Origin of the sequence: Brevibacterium sp. ACRRH, assembly GCF_022346365.1 — a bacterium.
Classification (GTDB): domain Bacteria; phylum Actinomycetota; class Actinomycetes; order Actinomycetales; family Brevibacteriaceae; genus Brevibacterium; species Brevibacterium paucivorans.
In genome coordinates, this window is record NZ_JAKRMN010000009.1 from 70761 (window position 1) to 97088 (window position 26328).

The 26328-nt window shown below is 58.7% G+C and carries 14 protein-coding genes and 3 tRNA genes; 6 read left to right on the forward strand and 11 right to left on the reverse strand.

Annotation, left to right across the window (positions count from 1 at the left end; all coding sequences use genetic code 11):
• Positions 1–94: 94 nt before the first annotated feature.
• Positions 95–170, reverse strand: a tRNA-Arg gene (locus tag MHX53_RS09625).
• 343 nt (positions 171–513) lie between these two features.
• Here MHX53_RS09625 and MHX53_RS09630 point away from each other — a divergent pair.
• Positions 514–2343, forward strand: coding sequence for a phosphoenolpyruvate carboxykinase (GTP) (locus tag MHX53_RS09630; protein WP_239272502.1), 1830 nt, complete (start codon positions 514–516; stop codon positions 2341–2343).
• A 145-nt stretch (positions 2344–2488) separates the two neighbouring features.
• On the opposite strand, the gene MHX53_RS09635 is transcribed toward MHX53_RS09630, so the two are convergent.
• The 6 genes from MHX53_RS09635 to MHX53_RS09660 form a co-directional block, all read right to left on the reverse strand.
• The gene (locus MHX53_RS09635) at positions 2489–3067 is read right to left on the reverse strand and encodes a hypothetical protein (protein WP_239272504.1); all 579 of its coding nucleotides are present in this window, start codon (positions 3065–3067) and stop codon (positions 2489–2491) included.
• A complete protein-coding gene (locus tag MHX53_RS09640) occupies positions 3064–4368 on the reverse strand; it encodes a hypothetical protein (RefSeq protein WP_239272506.1) in 1305 nt (434 codons plus the stop codon). The genes MHX53_RS09635 and MHX53_RS09640 overlap by 4 nt, the downstream gene beginning before the upstream one ends.
• On the reverse strand, positions 4368–5144 hold the full coding sequence (locus MHX53_RS09645; RefSeq protein WP_239272508.1) for an ABC transporter ATP-binding protein: 777 nt from the start codon (positions 5142–5144) through the stop codon (positions 4368–4370). The genes MHX53_RS09640 and MHX53_RS09645 overlap by 1 nt, the downstream gene beginning before the upstream one ends.
• A gap of 79 nt (positions 5145–5223) precedes the next feature.
• Positions 5224–6690: a hypothetical protein gene (locus tag MHX53_RS09650; protein WP_239272510.1), complete on the reverse strand. Its 1467-nt coding sequence runs from the start codon at positions 6688–6690 to the stop codon at positions 5224–5226.
• Between the two features lie 191 nt (positions 6691–6881).
• Positions 6882–9599: an esterase-like activity of phytase family protein gene (locus tag MHX53_RS09655; RefSeq protein ID WP_239272512.1), complete on the reverse strand. Its 2718-nt coding sequence runs from the start codon at positions 9597–9599 to the stop codon at positions 6882–6884.
• A gap of 430 nt (positions 9600–10029) precedes the next feature.
• Positions 10030–10118 (reverse strand) — tRNA-Ser (locus MHX53_RS09660).
• Between the two features lie 272 nt (positions 10119–10390).
• Here MHX53_RS09660 and MHX53_RS11840 point away from each other — a divergent pair.
• Together MHX53_RS11840 and MHX53_RS09670 are read left to right on the forward strand one after the other, a co-directional pair.
• Positions 10391–12496: an LCP family protein gene (locus MHX53_RS11840; RefSeq protein WP_204515373.1), complete on the forward strand. Its 2106-nt coding sequence runs from the start codon at positions 10391–10393 to the stop codon at positions 12494–12496.
• Positions 12496–14436 carry an FAD/NAD(P)-binding protein gene (locus tag MHX53_RS09670; protein WP_239272514.1) on the forward strand — a complete coding sequence of 647 codons (1941 nt, stop codon included), beginning with the start codon at positions 12496–12498 and terminating at the stop codon, positions 14434–14436. The genes MHX53_RS11840 and MHX53_RS09670 overlap by 1 nt, the downstream gene beginning before the upstream one ends.
• 102 nt (positions 14437–14538) lie before the next feature.
• Here the strand turns inward: MHX53_RS09670 and MHX53_RS09675 are convergent, their stop codons facing one another.
• Positions 14539–17172, reverse strand: a complete 2634-nt coding sequence (locus MHX53_RS09675) for a YhgE/Pip domain-containing protein (RefSeq protein ID WP_239272516.1) — start codon at positions 17170–17172, stop codon at positions 14539–14541.
• A complete protein-coding gene (locus MHX53_RS09680) occupies positions 17172–20000 on the reverse strand; it encodes an MMPL family transporter (RefSeq protein WP_239272518.1) in 2829 nt (942 codons plus the stop codon). Before MHX53_RS09680 ends, MHX53_RS09675 begins: the two co-directional genes overlap by 1 nt.
• Positions 20001–20134: 134 nt before the next feature.
• On the opposite strand from MHX53_RS09680, the gene MHX53_RS09685 reads away from it, so the two are divergent.
• Both MHX53_RS09685 and MHX53_RS09690 read left to right on the forward strand, forming a co-directional pair.
• The gene (locus MHX53_RS09685) at positions 20135–20908 is read left to right on the forward strand and encodes a TetR/AcrR family transcriptional regulator (protein WP_239272520.1); all 774 of its coding nucleotides are present in this window, start codon (positions 20135–20137) and stop codon (positions 20906–20908) included.
• A 50-nt stretch (positions 20909–20958) separates the two neighbouring features.
• Complete coding sequence (locus tag MHX53_RS09690) at positions 20959–21915, forward strand: hypothetical protein (RefSeq protein WP_239272522.1); 957 nt, start codon at positions 20959–20961, stop codon at positions 21913–21915.
• On the opposite strand, the gene MHX53_RS09695 is transcribed toward MHX53_RS09690, so the two are convergent.
• On the reverse strand, positions 21912–23024 hold the full coding sequence (locus MHX53_RS09695; protein ID WP_239272524.1) for a C45 family peptidase: 1113 nt from the start codon (positions 23022–23024) through the stop codon (positions 21912–21914). The two genes, MHX53_RS09690 and MHX53_RS09695, sit on opposite strands and share 4 nt — an antisense overlap.
• 341 nt (positions 23025–23365) lie before the next feature.
• Positions 23366–23453, reverse strand: a tRNA-Ser gene (locus MHX53_RS09700).
• A gap of 170 nt (positions 23454–23623) precedes the next feature.
• Between MHX53_RS09700 and MHX53_RS09705 the strand changes: the two genes are divergently transcribed.
• Positions 23624–26323, forward strand: coding sequence for an alpha-amylase family glycosyl hydrolase (locus MHX53_RS09705; protein WP_239272525.1), 2700 nt, complete (start codon positions 23624–23626; stop codon positions 26321–26323).
• Positions 26324–26328 lie beyond the last annotated feature (5 nt).

Here is a 26328-nt window from a genome sequence, read left to right on the forward strand (position 1 = left end):
CTTCTGCTGGCCACGACGGATCATGTTGCCAATACTAATTACGTTGAAACACAAATCGCGCGATACAGTCGGTGCTGTACAGCGCGATTTCAGTTGGCGCGCCACGAGGGATTCGAACCCCCAACCTTCTGATCCGTAGTCAGATGCTCTATCCGTTGAGCTAGTGGCGCCCGTTGGTAAACCAACTCGGACTACTTTACACAACTTCCCCCAACTTCACAACGCGCCCCAAGTGACGTTCCGCACACCAACCCACGCACCCCTCACTCGCAACGCGCCACATACCCAGAAAGGGCGGGCAACCTCGGCGGGAAAGCCGTGACCCACAGCGTCTGTGACACAAATATGCCAGCTCATGAAAAAACACGTCACACAAATGATTCACATACGTCATAACCCACCACATTGTGATCTAGCGCTCAGCCACACAGCCCTCAAACCAGCCATCCCCATTCTCTCAACTTCGTACGGTGAATAGGCAATATTTCACAACTCAACAGTTTGGAGTCACGTATGACCGTCCTCGACCCTGGCTCAGTCGAAGACCTTCTCAAGAACGCACCAACCCAGAACGAAACGATCCTTCAGTTCGTTAAGCGTGTAGCGTCGCTCAGCACCCCAGACCAGATCGAATGGATCACCGGGAGCAAAGAACAGCGCACCGAAATCGCTGACAAACTGGTCGCAGCTGGGACCCTGGTAAAGCTCGACAAGCAAAAAGACTCCTACTACGCGGCTTCTGACCCAGACGACGTCGCCCGTGTCGAAGACCGCACCTTCATCTGCTCCGAAAAGGAAGAAGACGCTGGCCCGCTCAACCACTGGATGGACCCAGCCAAGATGAAGGAGATCCTCAACGACCTGTTCACCGGGTCCATGAAGGGTCGCACCATGTATGTGATCCCATTCGTCATGGGACACACGGAAGCTAACCAGCCGATGTTCGGTATCGAGGTCACCGACTCCCCATACGTGGTCCTGTCCATGCTGGTCATGGCACGTTGCGGCAACGAAGTTCTGCGTGCGATCGAGAACCACGACGGCAAGTTCGTGGAGTGTGTCCACTCGGTAGGTGCGCCTCTCGAAAAAGGCCAGGAAGACGTCAAGTGGCCATGCAACTCAACCAAGTACATCACCCACTTCCCGCAGGATCGTGCGATCTGGTCTTTCGGTTCCGGTTACGGCGGTAACGCTCTGCTTGGTAAGAAGTGCTACGCGCTGCGCATCGCTTCGGCAATTGCCCGCGAAGAGGGCTGGATGGCAGAACACATGCTCATCATCAAGCTCACCAACCCTGAAGGCGAGTCCAAGTACATCGCCGCTGCGTTCCCAAGCGCGTGCGGTAAGACCAACTTGGCCATGATTGAACCCACGGTCCCTGGCTGGAAGGCTGAAACCCTGGGTGACGACATCGCGTGGATGCGCTTTGGTGAAGACGGCCAGCTGTACGCCGTCAACCCTGAGTACGGTCTGTTTGGTGTTGCACCAGGAACCGGCTACTCCACTAACCCAACCGCTATGCGCGCAATCGAAGCGGGCGGAAACGTCTTCACGAACGTCGCACTCACCGACGACGGTGACGTGTGGTGGGAAGGCATGACCGACGAAACGCCTGCACACCTCACTGACTGGCGCGGAAACGACTGGACCCCTGAGTCCGAAACTCCGGCCGCTCACCCGAACTCACGTTTCTGCACGCCTATCACCAACGTGCCAACGCTGGCTGAGGAGTACAACAACCCCAACGGTGTGCCAATTTCGGCGATCCTGTTTGGTGGACGTCGCAAGACCACGATGCCGCTGGTCACGGAGACTCGCGACTGGCAGCACGGCGTGTTCATGGGGTCGGTCCTGTCATCTGAAACCACCGCTGCCGCTACCGGTAAGGTCGGTGTGGTTCGTCGCGACCCAATGGCAATGCGTCCGTTCATCGGGTACAACGTCACCGACTACCTCCAGCACTGGCTCAACATTGGTCAGACGGAAGGCGCGAAGCTTCCTAAGATCTTCTACGTCAACTGGTTCCGTCGCGATGAAGACGGCTCGTTCCTGTGGCCAGGGTTCTCGGAGAACTCGCGCGTGCTCAAGTGGGTATTTGAGCGCATCGACGGCAAGGCTGACGCTGAAGAAACCCCAGTTGGAAACACTCCTTCCGCTGACGCTCTTGACCTCGACGGCCTCGACGTTACACCTGAACAGATCGCCAAGGCCGTTGCGATCAAACCAGAAGAGTGGGCTGACGAACTCGAATCGATTGAAGAGTGGTACGCCCAGCTAGGCAATGACGTTCCTGCAGAACTGCAGGGCGAAGTCGACCAGTTGCGGACGCGCCTGGGACTGTAAGGCCCCTGCGTCAGCGCTGATCGAAGAAGCGGGCACTGTTCTTGAGCCAGAACAGTGCCCGCTTCTGTGTTCCCGGGGCGGCTTTGCTGCCCCGTTGCGCCCGCGCTCCCCACTCCCCCGCCGAGGTCGTCGCGAGTTTCGCTCGTCAGTTAAAGAGGGGCATGCGCCGTGTTTGATAAGCGATAGCAGCAACCGCCCCAATACAACACGTGAGCCACGCCCACGGGTTGGAAATATCACGGTCAACAATCCAGCACCAGGCACGTATTTCACCCAACCGATCACGAGCAAATGCGCCTGCGACGATCACATATGTAGAAGGGATCAAACTCGCGTAACGGCCGTTGATCATTAGACGCCCTACCAGCGCCAGCGCGGTAAGACCAACAAAATCGCGCAGGATCAATACTGAGTTTTGGGCAGAGAAGCTTGAAGACACCACGCCCACAAGAACCGCAAACACAAGCGCACCTACCACGACCGCGTGAGAGTGCGCGAACGTGTTACGAACCGATGCACAACTCCAGGACTCCTCAGCCCGGTGGACACAAGCGGACACGACGATGACGAATCCAAGTGCAGGAAGCACCGGTTGCGGTAAACCAGCGACGCTTAATAACGGCAGTGGAATATCGACCTCGGCGAAACCTCCCGCAATCACACCCGTAATTACGCTGATGACAAGCAGAACTGGCCACTGGCGAGCCTTCAGAAGGTACGTCACGATGCGAATGGCTTTGGACGTTCACAGTGCGTGGCCGAATCAAAAGTCCGGGCAACCCACGCACCTGCCTCTGACTTGCTAGCTTGTAAGAGTCGCTGCAAGGTTGTTTCAGCGGATGGATCAAGAATTGCCTTTGCATCCTCAACATCTGCGCGAACCCCTGAAGCCTGCAAACCTTTGATCCACAACCAGGCGGTCACCACACTCATCTGAGCGTGCACGTTGTCGTCAGAACAGTCGGTGTTAACAACATGCGCGGCATAAGAACTTGCCGCTGCCAGCGCAGAGTCATAAACGTCAAACGTTGGTTGAGCGACAACGTTCACCGTCCAGTCGCCGTTCGGACCAGCCATCAAGATTGAGGGGTCCGCGGTGGATTCGATGCGCACCACTTTCGGTAGCCCCGTCTCATTCGCCTGACTGAAAACATGCGCGTACACCGCGCGGTTGTCGTTTCGTGAAAACTGCCCCGGAAAGAAACACACCTGTGGCTCGGACTGGTCACACACCAGTTCAGTTGTGGGTCGCGGGCTATCTGGGTTAGGGCCCACACCAGCGGTCAAACCTAAGCCCAGAACAAGTCCTACTATCAGCACAAGCGCCGAACCAGAGGCTCGAACCCACGTGCGCGGAAGGTCGCGTTGTCTTGAATACCGGTGACTATTGATCGCGAGAAAGCACGCTACGGTCGCGACTGCTGAAAACACTATGAAGCCCGCCACGGCTTTGGTATCTAATACCGAGGCGGGAGTACAACATCCTTCAAACGCCAGTCCCGCTAAATACCGGATTCCAAAAAAGTCAATTGACCACGTTGCCCCAATCCACACGTATGGAACCACAACGCTGAGTGGAATTGCTAAGACTGGTCGGAGCCAAACTCCAAGCGCATACCCCAACATTCCGTGCATAACCACAGCAAGAACCTGCCCCACAACGAGAAACCACGGGATTCCCCGGTCAGAACTGCCTGCAACTACTAGAAGAATTGCGACGCCAGCAACTTGAACTAGTACACCGGAAAGAAATCCTGGCCAGGTTCTTTCCAAGATCTGCGTGATGAACGGTCGGCGCGAATTCTCGAAAACACCTCGGCTTTCGCGTTCGCGTCCCGCTTCGATCGCGCTTGACAGGGAAGCGGTAGCGCAGGAAAACAGCAGAAGAAATGACCCGGTAGTCACGGACGCGATGCGGTTAGCAACGAGAAAATCCCTGTCCGCATACGCCAACAGATACAGGGTTGCCAAAACTGCGGCGACCCCAGCAATCCACCATGCTGGCCTTCGCTTCAGCCTGAGCACTAGAGTTCCCTCTGGATGATGGCCGCATACGACCGGCCAATGTCTTCGGCGTGAGCATTCTTCACCGTCAACTCAGGTTCGGAGGCAACGCGACCACGCTGAAGAAACTCATGTATGTTTCCTTGAAACTGCAAGTTGCCTGATTGCAACACCGCTACATGGTCAAAAGTTTGCGCAACGTCGTCAGTTTGGTGCGTTGAAAGAATGACTGTTTTATCTTCAGGTAGCTCGCGAAGTATTTCCATGAATCGTTCGCGACTGGCCGGATCCAAAGCGACAGTTGGTTCATCGAGTAAAAGAACGTCTGCACCAGTGGCCAGAACACCAGCGAGACCCAACCGTTGTTTCTGACCACCTGACAGAGCGGTCACAGGTGCAGTTTTCATCCCTTCTAAACCAACGAGATCACATGCATGCGTTGCGCGGGGCTTCGTTTCTTGACTCTGCGCACCGTGCAACCAAGCGACATACTGAACGTGTTCTTCAACGGTGAGCCCTCGGACTGGCGAAAAGTGCTGAGGCATCCATGCAACAGCCTGCCGATAGCGACGCACATCGTTCTTTATGCTTATCGACCCTTTGGACGAAACAAGCGAAATATCACCTCGCTGGGCACGTAGCACGGTCGCGAGAATTTCAATGAGCGTGGTCTTCCCGGCACCGTTCGGACCCAACAACAGTGTTTTTCCTGGTTCGAAGTGAGCGGAGAAGTTTACGAAGACCTCACGTGAACGCGACCGCGAAAATGACAGTCCTTCAATGCCAACAGCCACCACAGGAAAAGAATACACCGACATACGAAGGAAAAAGGCCGCGCAACTTAAGCCCAGTCCCACTTGGGACCACCTCGGGCAACTAACACGTAGCCGTGCGATTCCATTCGTCAAGGAACGCGCGTTCAGCACCGTCAGGTTTGCGTGGCGCGCCACTGAGCGCGTTCCGCGCTTTCTTCGCTTTGCCACACACGGTAGATACAAAGTTCAGGTGGTTACCCTCGTTCACGCTGATGTAGGCAACCCCGTCGTACCCGCTTGCGCGCAGGGCTTGGATACCGGCGCGTGCGTGGCTCGGCCTCAGGGCCGGCCCGTCCACTGGAGTCTCGAAATCCACGCTGAACTTCGCATTCAGCTCGCCACGCGCAGACAACGTGAAATCGTAGAACCCGGTATCCCACATGTTCGCAACAACGGATTCATACTGACCCCATTCATCGCGGTTCAGATACGTGTCCCTGTCCGCACTCTGATCCTTGTGCCGCACGGACACGGAGCCCACGCCCACTGGAAGTCCGTTCACTTCCGAAAGTGTTGTTCTTATCTGTTGCGACGTCTCTAGAGCAACCTCAAACCGCGCCTCTGACAGGTCAACTATCTCCACATTGATGTTTTTTGCTGTCAACTGGCGATACACGCCCAGCGCCTGTTCGGAGCCGATCTGTTTGCGGTAACTCGGCAACGAACCTTCAGCACTCTGGATAACCTGGAGGCCCGAGGTGGTAAAACTGGTTGACACGTCCTTGTGGTCCTTCGCGAACGCCCCGCTCACTTTGTCCACAGCTTTCGCATCTGGGAAGCTCGCGTTCACGGACGCATGATCGGAGCTGGTCTGGGGTTCAAATCCCACTGCGAGCTTCCGCAACTCCCCGCCGTTTTTCTTTACCTCTGCGTGGATCGCGTCTGCGAGGCGTTGCTGAGCCGCATCATGCGGGTTCATGGTGACAGTGGTGAGTTTTGCCTCTTCCTTCTCCCCGTTCGTCGCGGTGAAAACACCGTCGACATCTTTTACTTCAGTGCGCATCCAGTCAAACGGGTCCTTATCCACAGTTGCAGACACGCTTTTTCCTTGGATCGTGCCACTCGTGATGTGTTTGTGCCCCGCAAGCTTATGTACCAGGTCGAATGAAGGAAAAGCACGGCGCGGAATGGACGGGGAGCTCGTTGGGTCAACGTACGTCACCTTAGCTTCAAACACGCCACTCACAATCACAAGGTTCACATCACTGCCGATACTCGCATTGCGATACTTTTCCTCAAGCTTGTCCATGGTTGACGAAAGCTCCCCCGGCGAAGCCTTCTCATCGACCTCAATGCGAATGTGGTCACCCTTGACCTCGGCATCTTTGATGCCCTTCTGCGACTTCGCAAAGTCGCGGAACTCTTCACGGGTCATGTTCTGAGGCGCGCTCGTGGGCACTGGCGGCAGCACGGGTCCAGGATCACGCCCCGGCACCAGCACGTCACATGCCGTCCCTGCCGTGGCCACGAGAAAAACACTCATGATGATCGTGACGATTCGAGTTCGTGCCCACAGTTTAGCTCTCATATGTTCAGATTACGGCGACTCTGGCCACGATCTGTGCCGTCGCCTGTTCCCAAACGGGCACGCATGTCATCAGGCGGGTACACCTCGGGCGCACCCATCGCCCAACCACCGTCCAACCAACGCAAAAAGGCTCGCCCCGCACTACTAACCCAGTGCGGGGCGAGCCTTTAAGCGTTACGCCTGCGCGCTACTTACTTCTTGCGACGCGCGAGGAGCACAGCGGCCCCACCAACTCCCACGAGGAGGGCAGCGAGTCCCAGGCTCACGGCCACGCTCACACCCGTGCGTGGAAGTGGCTTGCCGTCGTTGCTGTCTCCCTGGCCCGAGGTGGCATCATCGTCAGAGCCGTCACCCGGCTGGGCAGGAGCTTCCGAAGGGTCTTCCGATGGCGCTGGCTTGTCGGTTGCGTCTTCAGACGGCTTGTCGGTTGCGTCATCGCCCGGTTCTTCACCCGGGGTTTCAGATGGCTTGTCCGTTGCGTCCTCGCCCGGTTCCTCACCTGGAGCTTCCGAAGGTGAGTCGGAAGGTGCGTCGGAAGGCTCTTCTGCGGGAGGCTCCTCGGCGTCAAAAATCTTGCCCAGACGCAGGAACACGGTTTCACCGGTCGCGTCGTCAAGTCCGTCATTGTCAGTCACAGCATAGGCCTGGCCGTCAGCTGTGATTGTGAACCCTTCGAGCTTTTCCTGCGTCCAACCGTTTGTGGCCTTGAGGTATGGCAGGACGTCAACAGCCTCAGCCTTGGTGACCGGCTGTGCTGGTGGGATGTCGCCGGCGTCCGCGTCAGGAACGTCTGGCAACGTCACCTTGACAACGCGCTTGACCTTGGCGTTTGGACCGTTGAGCTTGTCGCGTTCGATGACGGCCACGGTCTCGTCGTCGATCACGGTGATCTCGGACAGTCCCATCCAGTCGCCCTTGGTGTCGGTGCCTTCGAGTTCGTAGCTGAACCAGTCGAACTCCTTAGTCTTGACGTTGTACTTACCAATCCGCGTGGTGTTTTCACCTTCGAGCGCCTTGCGGTCATCAGCTTCCGGGTCTTCCCACAGCGGACGCTGCACAGCGAAGAACACTTCTTCTTCGCCAGCCGCGTTGACGTGGCTGTCCACGCCTTCCAGACCCCACTTGCCGATGTGCTTCGAGATCTCTTCCGGAAGCGACACACGCTCTTCGATGTTGAGCTTGTCGTCAGTGCGGATCAGCGCGTTTTCAGCACCGGTCTTACCTTCGGATGCCAGCCAGAATCCGCCGTCCTTGCGGGTTGCCAGGCCTTCGATGTCCAAGCCTTCAGCTGGCTTGCCCTGGTCCATCACCGTACGGGCTTCGGTGATGCTCGCTGGAGTCTGCGAAGCGTCAACGGTGTAAACCTGCCCGTGTGACAGCGCGGAGTCCGAGGCGGCAAAGAGTTTCGTTGCATCCTTCTGATCTGCGGTCAGAGCGCCCAGCGCGGTCCAGCCAATGTACTGGCCTTCCGCCTTGTCCGACACGATGGATGGCTGCGGAACTTCCGGCTGGTCGCCGTCCAGCTGGTAGATGCCCACCGAGGAGCGCACGGCGTTGTCAGCTTCGTCCACCTCGGAGGACACGGCGAGCATGTTGCGTTCTGGGATAGGCAGGATGCCTTCTGGGCCGTTGGTGGTGAAGAGCAGCTGTACGAACTTTGGCTTAGCTGGAGTGTCAACGTCGTACACAGCGACAAAGTTGGAGCGTTCCGAACCGACGAACGCGTAGCGCTTACCGTTCATGGTCGCCAGTGCAATGCCTTCAGGCTCTGGCCCCTTCTTTTCTGCGCGCTTTTCGTTGTGCAGACCATGCTGGATCGCAATTTCAGACAGCGAGTTTCCAGCGTCCCACACGGTGTTGCCCTCGGTGTCGAACACGGTCCACCCGCGGGTTCCACCCTTCCAGTCACCTTCGTTTGCCGTGGCGATGTGCGAGTCGTCGATCCATCCGATTGCGTCAGGTTCGCGTGGCCCTGAGATGGAGTCTTTTGCCTTGATCAGTCCGTCTTTGGTTGCGTCGACGCTCCTGACAGTGGCGTCGCCTGCGCTGAATACTGACTCGATTTCACCGGTTGCAGCATCCAGGATCGCGATCCCGTTGTTTTCCTGGAGGGTCACTGCCACCTTGGTGCCCGAGTTGAACGAGACGTATTCAGGCTCCAGGTCTTCTGGGGTGTCGAGGCCGGCCTTTTCGACGATTGGGAGTGGCTTACCGTCCTCGTCGTTGAACATGACAGGTGTTGCTGCCCACGAGCTTGGGTCGCCGTCCAGCTTCAGGGTTTGAACGAATCCGCCGGGGAGCTGTGGAAGACCCCCGTCGACTTCTTCATTTTCCTCGTCACGCTGGTTCTCCATTGCGATAGCGGCGTGCTTACCGTCTTCACTGATGGCGATGGAGTCAGGCTGTCCCTTGAGGTCAATCGATGCCACACGGGAGTGGTCGGAGAGTTTGACGACGTCCAAACGACCCTTTGGTTCGGTGAAGTTTCCGCCGGTTTCGTCAATAACGACCAGCACGTAGTCGCCGGCTACCGCGACCGAGGTGGGTTGGTCATCCGCGTTGCCCAAGGTTGCGAGGTCGAGGCTCCCCTTACCCTTAGGGTTAGCCGGGTCGGAAATGTCGAGGAATCCGATGCGCTTCCCCGCAGCATCGGTGTAGATCATGGTTTTTCCGTCGCCACTGACGCTTGAGATTTCAGCTACGGTTTCGTCTGCAGGGTCTACACCCTTAGGCACGTTCTGGTACACAGGGTAGGTTGCGGTGCGCACGAATGGGCCTGCCATTGAGTTGTTTGCACCGTTCTGGTCAACAATCTCTGCAAGAGCTGGGGTGCCAAAAGCAACTCCCGAAGCAACAATTCCGCAGGCCAGTCCGCTGGCCACTAGTTTGGTGCTGATTTTGCGCGACATCTATGTGCTCCTTCTACAGGCGTGTGCGCCCTACGTGTTAGCTGGATCCGTGTGAGCGACGCGCCTCACTGTGGACACACCGCAGTCACTTCATCACACGTTTTTATCTAGCGACGGTGAACGGTTCCTTGCATAGATCTTGCACTGGGGTTAACAGACTCGGATTGGTGCTGGCACCACGCGCACAAAAACCGTTTACCCACCACCCCTCGAACAGGGTTGGTGGGTAAACACCCTTTTTGTTCGTTTTGTTCACTTTTTCGGCCCAAAATCGGCCAGTTACACACCACCCCTATGCGCAACCCTCGTACTTGTGGTGGGTAACTGGGGGGGATGCATGCAAAGGGGGGACCGATGACGTGACACATCAACACCCTGAACACAAAAATCTCGGGACATCGAGTGAACGATGTCCCGAGACTTCACAACGCGGAGTCGGTGGGATTTGAACCCACGGTCCCCAGTTCAAGGGACTCCACCTTAGCAGGGTGGTGCTTTCGGCCGCTCAGCCACGACTCCAAGTGCCACAACGCCCATCAACACGGGGTCGAAAAAGCGCGTAACCACATAAAGGTTACCCAAGGGCTCCGCATCGAGCAAAACGCGCGATGCCCACAGCACCTCGGACATGCCCCATCTTCACCCCATCCGGCACCCCCAGTCACCAAAATGGACGCTTTGCATCCACACGGAGCGTATTCATACAGTTCGCAATAAAAGCGACTAAAATACCCGTGGACTCAAAGAGCCTAAAGTAGTTTGAGTTGTGTTTTGTCAATCGAGGAGTACGTGTGACGAAAAATAGCGAGGAACAACCTCAATCGGGCACGTCAAAACCCGTCAAGCAGTTCCGCGCTTCGTCACGGCCCAGCTTTCGCGGTCAGCATTCGGCATCAGCAAGCCAGAGTGCAGGCAACAACCCCAACCACGGCTCAACATCAAACTCCACAAACAACAACGCGTCTGCAAACTCCGCTGGCAACAGTGGCGCTACGCCTCAGTTCCGCACCCGGCGCGAACGGCTGGCTAACGAAAACCGCCGCTCGGCCCACGCACCAAACGCGCCTAGCGCACCACCCACTCCCACGACACCGCCGCCGGCGTCTCCCCCGCAGGCCACCACAACGCCTGCCGCCGCACAAACTGCACCACAAGCATCAACCCCCCAAGCACCTAGTGCGCCCCACCAACCGGAACCGCCGGCACCGCGCAACCGACCACAGTCTGTAAACGCACAGGACCACGTCAATGCGCAGCAGCCACGTCCCTCTGCAGGCTCACGTGCCCGCGCAACAGTAGGCAACCTGCGCACCCGCACGCGCTCCACGCTGGACAACTTGCGCACTCGCAAACCCACGGAAGGCGAGCGCCACACGAAACAGCGTTACGACGCATTCCCTAAAGTTGTGGGATGGACCAGTCTGGGAACCCTGCTTCCTGGTCTCGCGATGATCCGTAAGAACCGCAACAGCAAACTCGGCTGGTTCTTGCTCATTGGGTTCTTCGCAGGAATCCTCGTTACCGGAATCATGACCTTGGCGCTGGGACCAATCCGCGTCGTCGCACGCGTCATCTCCAGCCCTACTATCCTGAACATCCTGGCGTTCCTGCTTCTGGCGGGACTGATCATTTGGGTGCTGGTCATCATCCGGTCCTACATCGTCAGTTCACGTGGCACCAAGATGTCGGATCAGCAACGGATCTTGTCCGGCGTGCTCGTGGTGTCACTCATGCTGATCGTCGCGATCCCCCTGGGCGTGGGTGGCGCTTACTCAAAGGTCTCCAGTCACACTGTGTCCAAGATCTTCGGCAACGGCGGCGCACCAGTGGGACCAAGCAAAGAACAGATATGGGCTGACAAACCACGGATCAATGTGTTCCTTATTGGACGAGACAACGGTGAAAACCGCACCGGAACGCGCCCAGACACCATGCTGGTCGCATCGATCGATACTCAAAGCGGCAAGAGCACGCTCATTTCCGTGCCACGTAACCTCACGTACCCCGTCTTCCCGGAAGATTCGAAACTGGCGCAAGAATTCCCTGACGGTTTCAACGCTCTGGGCGAGGAAAGCCTTATCAACTCGGTGTGGTCGTGGGCAGAAGACAACCCTGAATCAGTGGGCGACCCGCACGGACTGGAAACCGGCATGTGGGCAACCATGCAGGCAGTCGAAGGCTCGCTAGGCATCAACCTGGACTACTGGGCTTCTGTAGACATGCAGGGCTTCCGTGACCTGGTCAACGCAATGGGCGGGGTCAAGATTGACGTCGAACGCCCCATCCCCATGGGCGGTGGCGAGAACCAGCACACGGGAGCCAAGAACCGGATCTTCGGCTGGATCGACCCTGGCGAACAAAAACTCAGCGGGATGCAGGCCCTGTGGTACGTGCGTTCACGTGACGGCTCAGACAACTATGACCGCATGTGCCGCCAACAACGCATGCTCAAAACCACGCTGGAGCAAGTCAACCCGTCCGAACTCGCACTGAAGTTCCCCCAGCTGGCGAACTCCTCCACGAAGAACGTCGCCACGGACGTCAACCAGAAGGAACTGGGCGGTTTTGTGGAGCTGGCGTGGGAAATGAAGAACACTAAGATCAAGTCCGCGCAGATCAACAACGAGGTCACCCCCACGTATCGGCCGGATTACGACAAACTTCACCAGTGGGTCAAGGACCAGATCGACCCACAAAAGCCCAGCCAAAAAGAAGAAACCAAAGGCGGCGGCGACAAGGAAGAAGAAGAGCCTCAACCCACCGAGGAACCCACTGAAGAAACCGGTGCCCCAGCACCAGGTATCGAAGACAACGAGGGTAAGTGCTACCCGTCCGGCTACAACCCCGGTGACCCTTGGCCCGGCTACCCTGGGCCAGGTAACCACGGAGAGCACTGATGGCACATCTCAGCGTCGCTGTGATTGGTGCCGGTCCACGCGGTCTGTCCGTGTGCGAACGCTTGACCGCGCTGGCACCTGAGTACAAGCACCCCGTCACGATCCACGTGATCGACCCGTATGCACCGGGTCCGGGTCGCGTGTGGGACACCGAGCAGTCCCCTGAGCTGCTCATGAACACCACCATCAGTGAGCAAACCATTTTCCCCGACAACTCGTGCGACGTCTCCCCCACCAACACCGGGCCGTCCATGCGCGAATGGTACCTAGCCACGGACGGAACAGACGACCCTGACACCACGTTCTGTTCGCGCACCCTGTACGGCGAATACCTGGCTGACGCGTTCACCCGAGTCCGCGAAAACGCGCCCCAAAACGTCACCATCCAGGTCCACCGCGCACAGGCCCTGCGTATCGCTGACCCGGGGTCCCCAGTGGAGGTGACCCAGATTGTGCGCCTGTCCGATGACACCTCGGTAACGGTCGACGCGGTGGTGCTGTGCGTGGGTCACATTCCGTCCCGCCTCACCGATGAGCGCATCCAGTTGGAGCGCTACGCCGCGGACAACGACCTGAACTACTGTCCGCCCTCACTCCCGGCAGAAACTCCCGTTGACCGGGTACCCGCAGGTGAGACCGTGATTTTCCGCGGGTTCGGGCTCAACTATTTTGATTTGCAGGCGCTGTTTACCCACGGCCGAGGCGGCACTTTCGTCCCGCGCGAACCCTCCCCTGACCGTCCTGGCAAGTGCGAGCCCTGGGAGTTGGAATATGTCCCTAGCGGCCGGGAACCTGTTCTTGCGCCCAGTTCACGACGGGGTATTCCGTACCGGTGCAAACCCGTCACGCCCAACCACCCTATGAAGCCGTACCCGTTGCGGTTTTTCACGGAAGACAACGTCACCAAACTTTCCAGCGGTAAGCTTCTGCACTTTGACGATCAGCTGTGGCCGCTCATCCTCACCGACCTGCGGTATGCGTGGTACGCGGCCCTGTACCGCAGCCGGCCGGAGTTGTTCTTGCGTGACCCGGCCCCACTGAAGGAGGCCCTGACCGAGGCGGTCGACCGTCACCTTGCCCGTCGGTCTGGCGCGGAAACCCAGGGGCGTGCCACTGGACGTGAGACTCATGAGGCTCCCGCGCTTCACGAAATTCTCGATTCAGTTGTCCCTCTCGAGCACCAGCTAGACCTTCAAGCGCTCTTGCGCCCGCTCAACGAAGAGCAGTTTGCGAACCGAGAGCAGCTGACCGCGTGGATCGACAGTTTTCTGGAACAGGAGCTTCGGGACGCGTATGCGGGCCCGGACCTCGCCCCAAGTAAGGCGATTTTCGCGGTTTTGTGGACCGCACGCGGTTTCTTGAAGGAACTCGTGGCTGACGGCCGGATTAGCCCCACTAGTTTTGCGACCGAGGTGCGTGGCTGGTTTGAGTCCTTTGTTTCCGGCATCTGTGATGGGCCTCCACCGCAACGGTTCGCCGAACTGCTGGCGTTGAGCCGAGCAGGCCTCGTCACCTATGTGGGCCCGCAGGTGAAAATCGCCACCAGCGCTGACGAACCTGCGTTTATTGCCTCGACACCGGTCGTGGACGGGGACATCGTCGCCCGGAACCTCATCGACGCGGCATCGCCCACGAACCACATCCGGTTAGCCGACGACAACTTAATCACGTCCATGCTGGACCGCGGGCAACTCACTGTCGCCACGATCACCAGCGATGAAGGAACCCTGTTACCCACCTCGGGACCGTTGATCGAACGGGACACCCTACGCACGGTCGACTCCCGTGGCCGGCTCCACCCACACCGGTACGTCATGTCGATTCAGTTGTCGTCACTGCAGCTGGGCTTGGCGATCGCGGCAAATCCGAACACGAACGCCCGGACCCTCCGCGATGCCCACAGCATTGCCCGCCACATTTACGGGCTGGCCGATCGTTAGCCCTGACCAGTAACGCCCGGCCACTGTGCCCCGCAACCGCGACCCCGCAACCGCGACCCGGCCCCGGGACCCAAACGGCCCCGGCAGCCCGGCCCCGTAACCCTACGCGTGAGCGATCGACGCTGCTGACTTCACACTGCGGGCGCGCGCAACTGCAACAATCGACGCACCAACACCCAGCAGTAGCCACAGGAACAACGTGCCCCAAGCGCCACCGGCGCCCGGTGTACCGGTCACAATCGCAACCGCACCCTCAATTCCTGTGGCGGGCGGGGTGAATCCTGCCGAGGTGGTGAGCACCTCGGGCGGGGTAGTAAACAAGTGTGCCGCCACGGCAACCACAATCATAAACAGTGAAACCATCTGCCCAACAGCGCCAAACAGTCCCACGAGCGCGAAGTTCAGCACCGTAAACACCACGCTGGCAAACAGTGCAAATGCGAACAGGTGAACGCCGTTTGAAAGCGGAATGTCCATCACTGGAACCGCGAGCGCCGTCACCAGCAACGCCTGCACGACAGCAATTGCCAGGCCGGGAACCAGACCGCGTAGCATGATCGCCACGTTGCTCCGGCGCGAGGTCAGTGCGGTCGCTGAGACCGCGCGCACCACTGTGTAAGTGATGAGCGAGCCCACCCACAGAGCAAGAATCAGCATGAGCGCAACGGATTGGGCCAGTGCCGCGTTCACGAACTTGGTGCTAGACCCGTCGATCGCAGATGACACTGCAGCAGACAGCTTGTCGCGTTCCGGCGCGGTGTAGCTTGGGATTTTTTCCTTACCTTCTTCGATTCCTTCAGCGAACTTGCCGGTGCCGTCTGAGAGTTTGTCAGCACCGTCGGCCAGTTGCCGTGCTCCGGTGTTGAGCTTCTGCGCCCCGTCGGAGGCTTGCGAAACACCAAAGACATACTGGCGCAGACCTCGGGACAGTTCGTGGCCACCGTCTGAGAGCTTGTCCGCACCATCGGAGAGTTTCACAGCGCCGTCTGACAGCTTCTTAGACCCGTCTGCGGCCTTTCCGATTCCGTCTACCAGCGGGCCGGTGCCCTTCGCGAGCTTGTCGGTTCCGTCAGCCAGTTTCTTGGAGCCGTCCACCAGCTTGTCGCCGTTGTCGGACAGTTCGTTTGCACCGTCAGACAGGTCGCTGGCCCCCTTGCGCAACTTCTTGGAACCGTCCAGAAGTTTGTCGGTGCCGGCCTTGAACTTGTCCAGTTTCTTCTCGAGTTCGTCCAAGTTCTTGCCGACCTTATCCAGGTCCAGCTTCTTGTACTTTTCGAGCACCTTGGTGATCTCAGCGACGCGGTCATTGATGCGTTTAGCTGCCTCGTCCAAAGAGTCACACCCGTCGATGATTGACTCGCCTGTTGACGGGTCTTTCTTGTCGAGCGCGTCTGCCGCCGATTTCAGTCCCTTGACGTAACCAGTTGCCAGACCAGACACGTATGCGCCTTCAACCACATCGCAGGCAGGGTCCTTGGTGCCGTCGGGGAGTTTCTTACAGATCTTGCCGCGAATTTGCTTCGCTTGATCCTGCGAAATCATGCCCAGCTTCACAGCCTGGTTCAGGCTCGCAACATCGCTGGACTCGATTTTCTTCGCTTGAGCGCGGAGTTCCTTCTGGTAGTCCTTGACCTCACGTTTGAGGCCCTCCACGCCTTTCTTAAACCGATCCAGGTGCGTTTCGGTGTCTTCGAGCTTGTTAGCTTTGTCAGAGCCCCGAAGCTTACGTAACTCGTCCAGGTCGATCTTGTCGAGCTCATTGGTGAAGTCACGGACTTTGAGCACGACTTCGTCGATGTTGCCGGTGTACTCGTTCACTCCCTTTGACAGTTCGCCCGCCCCGCCAGCGAGTTTGTCTGCTCCACTGGTGTATTTCTCAACACCGTCTGACAGGTCCTTTGCACCGTTAGCAAGTTGCTTGCTTTGCTTGGGTAGGTCCTGGGTTTTGGTCTTCATTTCGCCGAGGCCGTTGGACAGTTCCCCTGCCCCGTCGGCGAGGCTTCCCGCACCTTTGGAAAGTTCCCCTGCACCGTTGGCAAGCTGTGTCGCACCACTAGTGAGCTTGCCGCCGTTGGCGTCAAGTTTGCCGAGGCCGTCAGACAGTTCCCCTGTCCCGTCAGCGAGTTCTGAAGTCCCGTTGGACAACTGCCCGGCACCGTCGTCGAGCTCACCTGCCGCGTCACCCATGGTGCGCATCTGGTCCTTCATGTCGTTGAAACCGACGAACACGTTGTCCAGGAACTTTTCGCTCATGTCCGTGTTGAACTTGGTGCGTGCCGCGTCTACCAGAGCACGCGAAACCACTGCGTTGTTCACCGGGGACACGTCCGAGGTTTGCACCTGGATCGTTGCCTGTTTGACGTCCATGGGGTCGTCTTTTGCGGTGGAGAGAACTTCGCGTGAAAAACCTTCTGGGATCGTGACGACTGCGGCGTACTTACCGCTTTCGAGCCCTTCTTGGGCGTCTTCGTCGGTTGATTGCACCCAGCGGTAGTTCTCGGTATCCAGGTCGACCAGTGCAGCGGAAAGCTGACGCCCCATGGGTACCCGCTTACCGTTGACTTCGGTTCCATCGTCGTTGTTCACAATGGCCGCCGTGATCTCGCCAAAACGGGTGTCGGCGCCGCGAGTGGCCAGAACAAAGCCACCCGCAATGAGTACCGGCACAAGGATGAGGCCAACAAGCGACCACAGGGTCACTCGTTTCCCTGAAGCTGCTCTTTCTAGGATTGGCATTACTGTGTTCCTCCAAACGCATGAGCGGGAACGTGTTCGGTACGGTTGTGATCGTCCAAATTCAACAAGGTGTAGTCCATTCCACTGGGGATCATCCAGTCAACGTCAGGGTTGTGTAGCCCCAGAATCACCGCGGACCCACGGGCGGCCGCAACGTCCACCAGGTTCTTAATTGCTTTCGCGGTGGCGTGGTCGTGCGGGGTATCAGCGTGGTCAATGACAACCACGGGTGGAAGTTTCTTAATGAAGCCGCGGATGTACTCCGGCTTAGGCACCAGAGATTCCTCACTGTGTCGCAACGTCAAGAACGGGGTAGAACGACGAACCTTGTTCGCCTGCTCCGGCAAAACATACTCGCCTACCTTCAGTTCCCCATCTTCCAGCGGCGCACGCCCGGCGAGTGCCAAAAGCAAGGCGGAACGACCTCGGCCACTGACCGCCAACAGCTCACCCGGTTGCAACGCCACATTCACGTTCTCAAACAACGGTCCACCTGTGCCGTACACGCTCAAGTTTTCGCCGTAGATCCGGTATTCGTCGCCGGTTTCTGGCCAGTTCTGCAATTTCACCTGGTGGTACAGGCCCTCACCTTCCACGTCGAAGTGTGGAAGGATGCGTTCGAGCCACTTGGGCAACCACCACGCGTGTTCACCCAGCAAGGTCATGACCGCCGGGACCAGGGTCATACGCACAAGGAACGCATCGACGGCAATACCAACGGCCAGTCCCAACGCGATCGACTTAATGATCGCCTCACCAGCGGGCACGAACGCCGCGAACACGCAGAACATGATGACCGCAGCGGCAGTCACCACAGACGCCGAACTCATGAAACCCTTCTTCACAGCCTCACGAGCAGGCGTACCGTGCGCATAAGCCTCACGCATACCCGACACCAAGAACACTTCATAGTCCATGGCCAGACCAAACAAGATACCCATGAGAATAATGGGCAAGAAGCTGATGACCGGGCCAATGTGGTCCAGGTTGAAGGCACTTGCGCCGTGGCCCTCAATGAACACCAGCTCCACCACACCAAAGCCGGCGACCACCGACAAAAGGAACCCTGCGGTGGCTTTAATGGGCACCCACAGCGACCTGAACACCATCATGAGCAGCACCAGCGACAGCCCCACAACGAACAGACCAAAAGGCACAAGCGCGCGCCCCAGCTGAGCTGACACGTCAATCGCGACAGCCGTCGCACCGGTCACCGCTGTTTGGTACCCGTATTCGTCTTTAATCTTGGGCTCCATGTCACGGAGCGCTTCAACGATTTTTTCGGTCTCAGGGTCGCTGGGGCCGGTTTCGGGAATGATTTGGAACATGGCCGTGTCAGCGTTTTCATTAGGCACGGCCAGAATGACCTGCTTGACCCCGGGGATCTTCTTGATTTCGTCTTCGATCTTTTCGACATCGTCCAGCGGGTCGTCACTGGTGACGATCTCAGCGGTCATGACCAGTGGCCCGTTGTGGCCGGGGCCGAATTCCTTGTCGATCAAGTCAAAGGTTGTACGCGCCGGGGTCCCCTCTGGTTGGCCCCCGTTGTCCGGCAGCGCGAGTTGCAGTTTGGACGCCGGAATCGCGAAAACGCTCAAGGCACCCACGATCACGATGATGGTGATGAGTGGGAACTTGGTCGCCACCGTCACCCAGCCCCGGTAGAACCTGGTTGCGAAAGTTTCCTTCTGGGCGGTGTGTGATTCCTCCGCCGAGGTGGTTGCCGGGTTGGCGTACTCGTTCTGGCGGTTTTGGGTGCCGTTGCGTTTGGCCGCTTTCTTCTGGGCTTTCTTCTGAGCCTTGCGTAACGGGTTGATGCGTTCGCCAATGAAGCCCAGGATTGCGGGAACAAGAGTCAGAGCCACTCCAACCGCAACCGCCACCGTCGCAGCGGCACCGAATCCCATGACTGCCAGGAATGGCATTCCGGTGAGCGAAAGCCCCACGAGCGCGATGATCACGGTGATCCCCGCGAACACCACGGCCGATCCAGCTGTAGCGTTTGCGCGCGCTACTGACTCTTCTGCGTCGTGGCCTTCGAGCATGAAGGAACGGGCGCGGGAAATGATGAACAGCGCATAGTCAATACCCACCGCAAGTCCCAACATGAGTGCCAGCATGGGGGCGGTGGATGACACGGTTGAAAACGCTGTGAGCCCCACGATGCCCAAGAGTCCGATCATCACACCTACGACTGCGGTGAGTAGAGGAACACCTGCAGCCAGGGCTGAACCAAAGGTGAAAAGCAATACGAAGAACGCGATCGCTACACCGATTCCTTCTACCCACGAAACGTGAACGCTGGTGGTTTTGAAGACTTCTCCACCTGCACTGACTGTGGATCCTTCAGGGAGCGCGTCGCGGAGTTGGTCGGTTTGTTTGTGCAGGGTTTCACGGTCTTCGTCTGTGAGCTCTTCAACAGGCGAGTCGTACGACACGTTAATGATGGCCGCGTTCTTATCGTCATTGATATTGCCATGTACGTGTTCATTGAACGGCGACGTCACGCCCTCAACGTTGCCCACGTCTTCGAGCCGCTCAACCGCGTTTTCGATCTCTTCTTTATAGGTGCCCTGATCCACGCGCTCCTTGTTTGCGCTCACCACAATGATGTCTCCGCGAGCACCGGACGCTTGCGGAAACGTCAGTCTCATCGAGTCGAGGGCTTCCTGTGACTCCGCGCCTGGCAGTTCAAACTTGTCGTCGAACTTGTTGGCAAAGAGCCCAACAAAAGCACCCATCAACACGATGATCAGCAGCCACACTCCGGCAGTTGACAGGCGGTGCCGGAATGTTGCGCGACCTAATCCATAGAGAAAAGAAGACACAAATTCGCTTTCGGTTGCATGGGGAGATCGAGCCAAGCGGACTCGACCACTGGTTGTGAACTTTAAGATTCCACTGGATACAATACTGTATCGAATACATTTTTGTTTTGAAGAATCACTCAGAAAGAACCCCAATGACCATCGCCCCTGACGCGGCACCAACCGCCCGTCGACAGCGCACACGCGACCGCCTTCTGGGTGCCGCTGTGATCGCTTTCGCCCGCCGTGGCATCGTCAGCACGCCCATCGAAGAACTCTGCGAAGAAGCAGGTATGACCCGTGGGGCGTTCTACTCGAACTTCAAATCGATCGACGAATTGGTGGTCAATCTCATTGACTGTGCCGTTGAGCACACGATCGCCGGAATCCGCGGAATCATCGCGACCACCGAAGACACATACTCAACAGACCGGACTACAAACACCTCGGACCCACACTGCCGATTCACCAACCTGCGCCAATCCGCCAAAACCGCCTCTGCCACACAGCGCCTGGGCTGGACCACCTCGGTCGCGTGGACGATCACGGAAGCGGAGATCGAACTGTACTCAATCCGCAACCCAGACGTGCGTTCCCGCTACCTGGAGCTGCAGAACGCACAGGTGCGCGCTGTGGGAGTGGAAGTTGAACAGCTCCTTTCAAGGCACGGGGCACGCACCACGATCCCAGCCCAAACCGCAATCCGACACCTCGCCGCAACCGATATACGGGCAGCACGGCAGTCCATTCCACCTCGGGCGGTTGAAAACGCACCAACGCCGGACGCCAGCGAACTGATTGCCCAGATCATGAGCCAGCCGGGGGCAGAGTTCGATACGTCGAAGTTGCCTGAAGATTCGCTTTTGCACCCGGTCGAACGCGAACTGGGCCCCGTTTTGGACCTGCTCAGCATGATGGTGGAGTTTTAGGCGCGCGGCGCAAACCCGCGTTAGGCGCGCAACCCAGTTAGGCTGAAAACATGAGTGATCACGCGAATGAATTTTCGGCCTTCATGGCAAGCATGCCCCTGCGACTTTCCACGTTCATCGAGTCTGACCTACCCGAATCGGTGACGCTTGAGAACGACGAAACGCGCGAGTTCCGCAAAGACCTCTCCCCTGCCTCGCTCCCGTGGGTCGAGGCATTCGCCAATTCTGCATTGGCTTCACCCGCGGTGGCCGTAGCGCCGGAAAACCAGAAGTTCACGGAAAACCTCATGCGGTATGTGGGCGAAGTTTTCTTGCGCGGGCTGGGCGGCGCGTGGGACTACGACGAATCCGGCGAGGTGGGCGAAGGCTTCCCGTTTATTCGCCCAGATTCGCAAGACGGGGACTGTGAGGGTGAACCGATTTCGATGATCGGCCTGGTGATGACCGCGCTCCAGGCGCGCAACGGGCAGGTGTTCGTCAGCCGCTACGCGGAAGAGCTGGAGAAGTTCGGGGAAGACGGTCCGCGTCGCTCGTCTTCAGCAGTGGACGACAGTGCCGCCGGTGGGGCCCCCATGGAAGATGAGGAACGCGAATTCTTGGGCACGTTCCTCCCCACGGTTGAGTCCGGGGTTGCCGCGTGGATTCAGGATCAGGCGACACCGAACGAGTGGTCGTATGACGGCGACGGCCTGCTCAAACTCAGCAAGCAGCTGGTGGCACGGTACTCAACGGTGAACGAGATGCTCGCCGACCGGTCGGACTTCTACATTCAAGGCGCCCTGCGCTTTGCGGGCGAGACCTTCCGCCGAACCGGCAAGGGCACATGGCGCTACGGAACACGGTTTGACAACGACGACCCGCGACAGAAGCAGCCGTACGTCCACTTCTCCCAGATCGAGGTGGACGTGGTTCCGTGGGCGATTCTCACCTCGGCGTTCAAAGACACGCAAGCACCCGCCGAGGCCCTAGACGCACTGCGTTCGCAAGTGGGCGGCGCGGGGGCTTAGTTCTGCGGGGTTTTGACCTGTGGACTTTGACCCTGCGGCACGGTGAAGCGCACGGTCATGGCCGATGCGTATTGGGGTGCGCCCGGGCTCATCTCGATTGTGTGGTTTGCCGGGTCGATCCGGACGGTCACCAGCGTGGCGCCTTTGTTGGGCGCGGCCGGGTCCGGGAGCACGCTCACCAGGCCGTCTTCCAGCGGTGAGCACAGAACCTGCAGCATGTCGTTCGGGTCGGTAGGCTCCCCTGCCGAGGTGGTTGCCGACTCCAGGTAGTCCATGCGGTCGTGCGTGTTGGAGTCGGGTGTGAGGAGTTGCGCGCCGTCCGCTTGGCTGGGGCATGCGAAGTGGTTGGTGCGCAGAGCCCACCCGTCGCGGGAGTTGAGGGCCACCTGGTGTGGGTTGATTTCCATGTTGACCGCCCGGTTGCGGTCAAGGACGGTGATGATTGAGGACGCCGAGGTGGGCGCGTCCTTGGCAATGCTGATAGCTTCGTCGACTGAGCTGGCGGTGCTGAGGATCCGGGCAAGCACGGCGTGGATGGGCACGCCGCCGGGAGCGTCGTCAGTGTTCTTGAGGATGTTGAGGTGGACGCCTATGCCGGCGGAGTTGAGCCCGATTTTTCCGGTCATTCCGTGTTCTGCGAAGCCTGCATAAGCGTGGCCACCTGGGAGTGCGGCTACGCGGTGGAAGTGCCAGTTGCGCACCAGCTGTGGTTTCCAGTCCCAGGTTTGGGCAGACATGGTGCGGCCGGGTTGCTGGAACGTCACGGTGCTGCATTCTTGTGGTTGCTGTTGTGCAAGCGTGAGGATTTCGGTCCGTCCCACAATGTGGCCTAGGTCTGTTGCGGTGATACCGGATCCGGCGGCAACGCCAAGAAGTTCAAGGTGCTGATCAGGGTCCCAGTCACGGATTGCGTCCATGGAGGTGCGCGCGGCTGCGGTGGCGTCTGATTCGGAGATACCGAGCGAGGAGTAGAGCTCGCTGTACGCGCGCACAGTGGAGCGGATGTGGGGAGCAATCTGCGATGCCCTGGCCATTCCCCGTTGCCTGGGGTCATTTCCTTCTACGTAGATGGACTCGGTTCGAACCAGGTGCGGTTGGTTTTTCTTCATTGATCCTCCCAGTGGCACTTTGGCTTACAGCCCGTAGAGCCTGTCACTTTCTGGACACGATACATGGGAGGCACACGCGGTGCCGAAACGGCGCACGAAAGCCGTTTACTCTACACAGCTCGATCCAATGTGTTGAGTAAACACCACTTTTGTTCGTTTTGTTCACGTTTTTGGGTGGAAAACGGGCCGTTACCCAACACAGCAAGGACAAAACTACTCACGTGTGGTGAGTAACTGGGTTGCGGACCAAAACAGAGGGCACGATGACCCGACACATCAACACCCCAAGACACAAAAAGTCTCGGGACATCGAGTGAACGATGTCCCGAGACTTCACAACGCGGTGAGTGTGGGATTTGAACCCACGGTAGGGGGTTGCCCTACAACGGTTTTCAAGACCGTCACATTCGGCCGCTCTGTCAACTCACCTAGGCGCCACAAGTACGCGACGCAAAAAACGATTATTCCACACTTCGCGCGAGGGCAACAATCTCGCCGGTTGAACACCTCCTGAATGCAGTGTCAAAAATCGTCTCTTACACCACAGTGGCACCGGTTTACAGGTATCGTCGTATATGGCTGTCGATGAAAGGGACACTATGAGCGGACACCTCAACAGAACAGGTCGCAACCGCTGGCGCCCAACATCGATTTACCGTGTGCCGGTCGACCGCAACGTCACTCTTTTTGACGTCACAAACGTAATCCCGGACATCGCTGAACTCGGTTTCACCGCTATTCGCATCAGCCCCATTACGGCCTCCAGCACCGCCAACGAAACCGGTGCCCCTACAGATCCAAACGCAACTGACCCACACCTCGGCGGAATCGAAGGGCTGGAAGCCCTCTCAACAACCGCGCACAACGCGAACATGGGCGTCATCGTCGACTTTGTGCCGGGCGCACTCCACGTCGCGCACCCCAGCATGAACCCCTACTGGTGGGATGTGCTGCTGCACGGCCAGGAGTCCCAATTCGCCGACTGGTTCGACATCCAGTGGTCACAAGGCAAAGTCACGGTGGTGGTCGACCAGCCCACGAACACGGCAACCCTGACCACCAACCCCGCAACAAACGAACCGGTACTCCAGATCGGCTCCTCGATCTACCCGGTCAACCCGGAAACCCTGCAGCCCCAAGACCCACAAGAGCCCCAAAACCACCAAGACCCCCAGCAGCTCCTGGCCGCACAAAACTACACGTGCGTTGAAAAGACCACCACACGCACGCTCAACTACCGTCGCGTCAACGCCGATTCGCACGTGGCCACCATCCGGGTGAACGACCCGCGCGTTTTCACGGAAACGCACCGCGAGCTCGCCCGCTGGTTCGACACCGGCCTCATCGACGGGGTGAGTGTGCGCCACATCGACTCGATCGCGGACCCCCAGGCGTACCTCGACCAGCTCCAGGACCTCACCGGCGGCTACATCATCACGGAGAAACGCTTCACGCTCAACCCTGAAGGCCAGCGCGAAGTAACTCCCTCGTCGTGGCCAGGTTCCGCGTCCACCACGTACCCGCTCATCTCGGCAATCGACGGTGCGCTCACGCACCCTATCGGCTTCTACGAGCTCGAATCGTTCCGCCAGCACTTGGCTGCAGACCTGGACCCACGGGACCGCCGCGAACTGTCCACTACCGCAAAGCAGCTCCGCTTCAACCCCACCTCGGTGACCGGGCTGCTCACGCTTGAGGAAGCGCGGTGCAAGAAAGAAGTCACCAACACGCTCATGCACAACGAAATGGTGGACCTTGCTATCACCACCAAGAACGCATGGGCGAGCCTGGACGAGTCCACCCGCGCCAGCATCCGCACCGACCCCACCGCCCAGGTGGACGTGGATACGCTGGCTCTGATTTTGGGGATCGTTGTAGCGTCCGTGACCGTTGCGCGCCCTGAACTCGGTTTGGATGAAGATGCCGAGGTCGTTCGCGAGGGGTTCCTGTCAGCCCTGTCAGAGTCGGATCCGGACGACTTCCTTGGCCGGAACAGCACAGGTGAAGTCCCAGTGATGACCGCGGGTTCCATGGTGGTGCCGAGGGCGTTGGCGAAAGTGCGGTCAACAGTGCCTTCGGGTACGGCTTCAGACCGCCTCCTGGCCTATGTTGGCCTGTTGCTCACCACCCCGTCATGCCCCGTGAGCACCCTGTTTTCGCAGACCACCAGCGAGGTGCTCAACCTGGGTGTGACGGAACGTGCGCACTACCGCTACTGCACGCTCGCTGCGCTGAACGAAGTGGGTGGATTCCCGTCCGAACCCGGCCACCCCGACCGCATTCTGGATGAGTTTAAAATCCAAACTTCTACCACCTCGGCGCCGGTCATCAACGGGCTCACCAGCCCGGTTACCAAATACTCACGGGCGGAGCGCTGCCGGATCCTCGCCCTGTCTGAGATCCCCCAGAAGTTCATGGAGTTCGTTGCAGACATGCGGGAGTTGGTGCCGCTGGACTACACGGTCACACAGCCAGACGCCTCCGGCACCCCAGGTGGCGCAGGCAACTCAGACGCCCCAGCCACCGCCACCTCGGACACCAGCTTCGACATTCTGCTGTGGCAGTCCGTGATGGGCGCGTGGGACTCGCACTTGAACGTGGACCGGCTGATCAAACGGTCGGTTCGAGCAGCCCGGCGGCATGGTGGCTCGGATGAGCGGTTCGTTGAGTCGGTGCGCAATGCCGTTCACACGGCGCTCACGACGCCCGAGGTCGTTGCCCGGATCGACCACATGGTCGCCATCGTGCGTCATGCTGGCGACCGCAACAGCCAAGTGGCACGCGCGTTGCAGCTGTTCTCCCCTGGCACCCCCGAGGTGTTCGACCCGCTGTTCTTGAGCCCACGCGAACGGCTGATCGACAACAACCCTGGCGACCTGTTGCTTCGAGCGGGCTTGGCAGTTCGCGCGCGCCACTCGCACATCTTCACAAACCCTACTTCGCCCACCCGCGTTGCCATCACCGGCGAGCGCGCTGAACACGCGTTTGGGTTGGCGCACTTTGGCGACACACAGTTCCCCGAGGTCGTCGTTGTGGTCGAACGCTTGCCCATCACCTTGCGCGCCACCGGCGGGTGGGGTGACACGCGGTTCCACATACCCACCTCGGTCAATGACGAAGAGGAGCCGGCGCAGACCGCATCTACGATGCAAACCATGGCCTTGCCCGTGATCCGCGAGGAGGTTGAGCCCACGTGGCGTGACGTGCTTTCTGGCCGCACGTGGACGGGGTTGGATTTCTCCGTCGCCGAGGTGTTTGGCACCCACCCTGTTACCGTCCTTGAGCGGGTGAGAGAGTAGGCCGC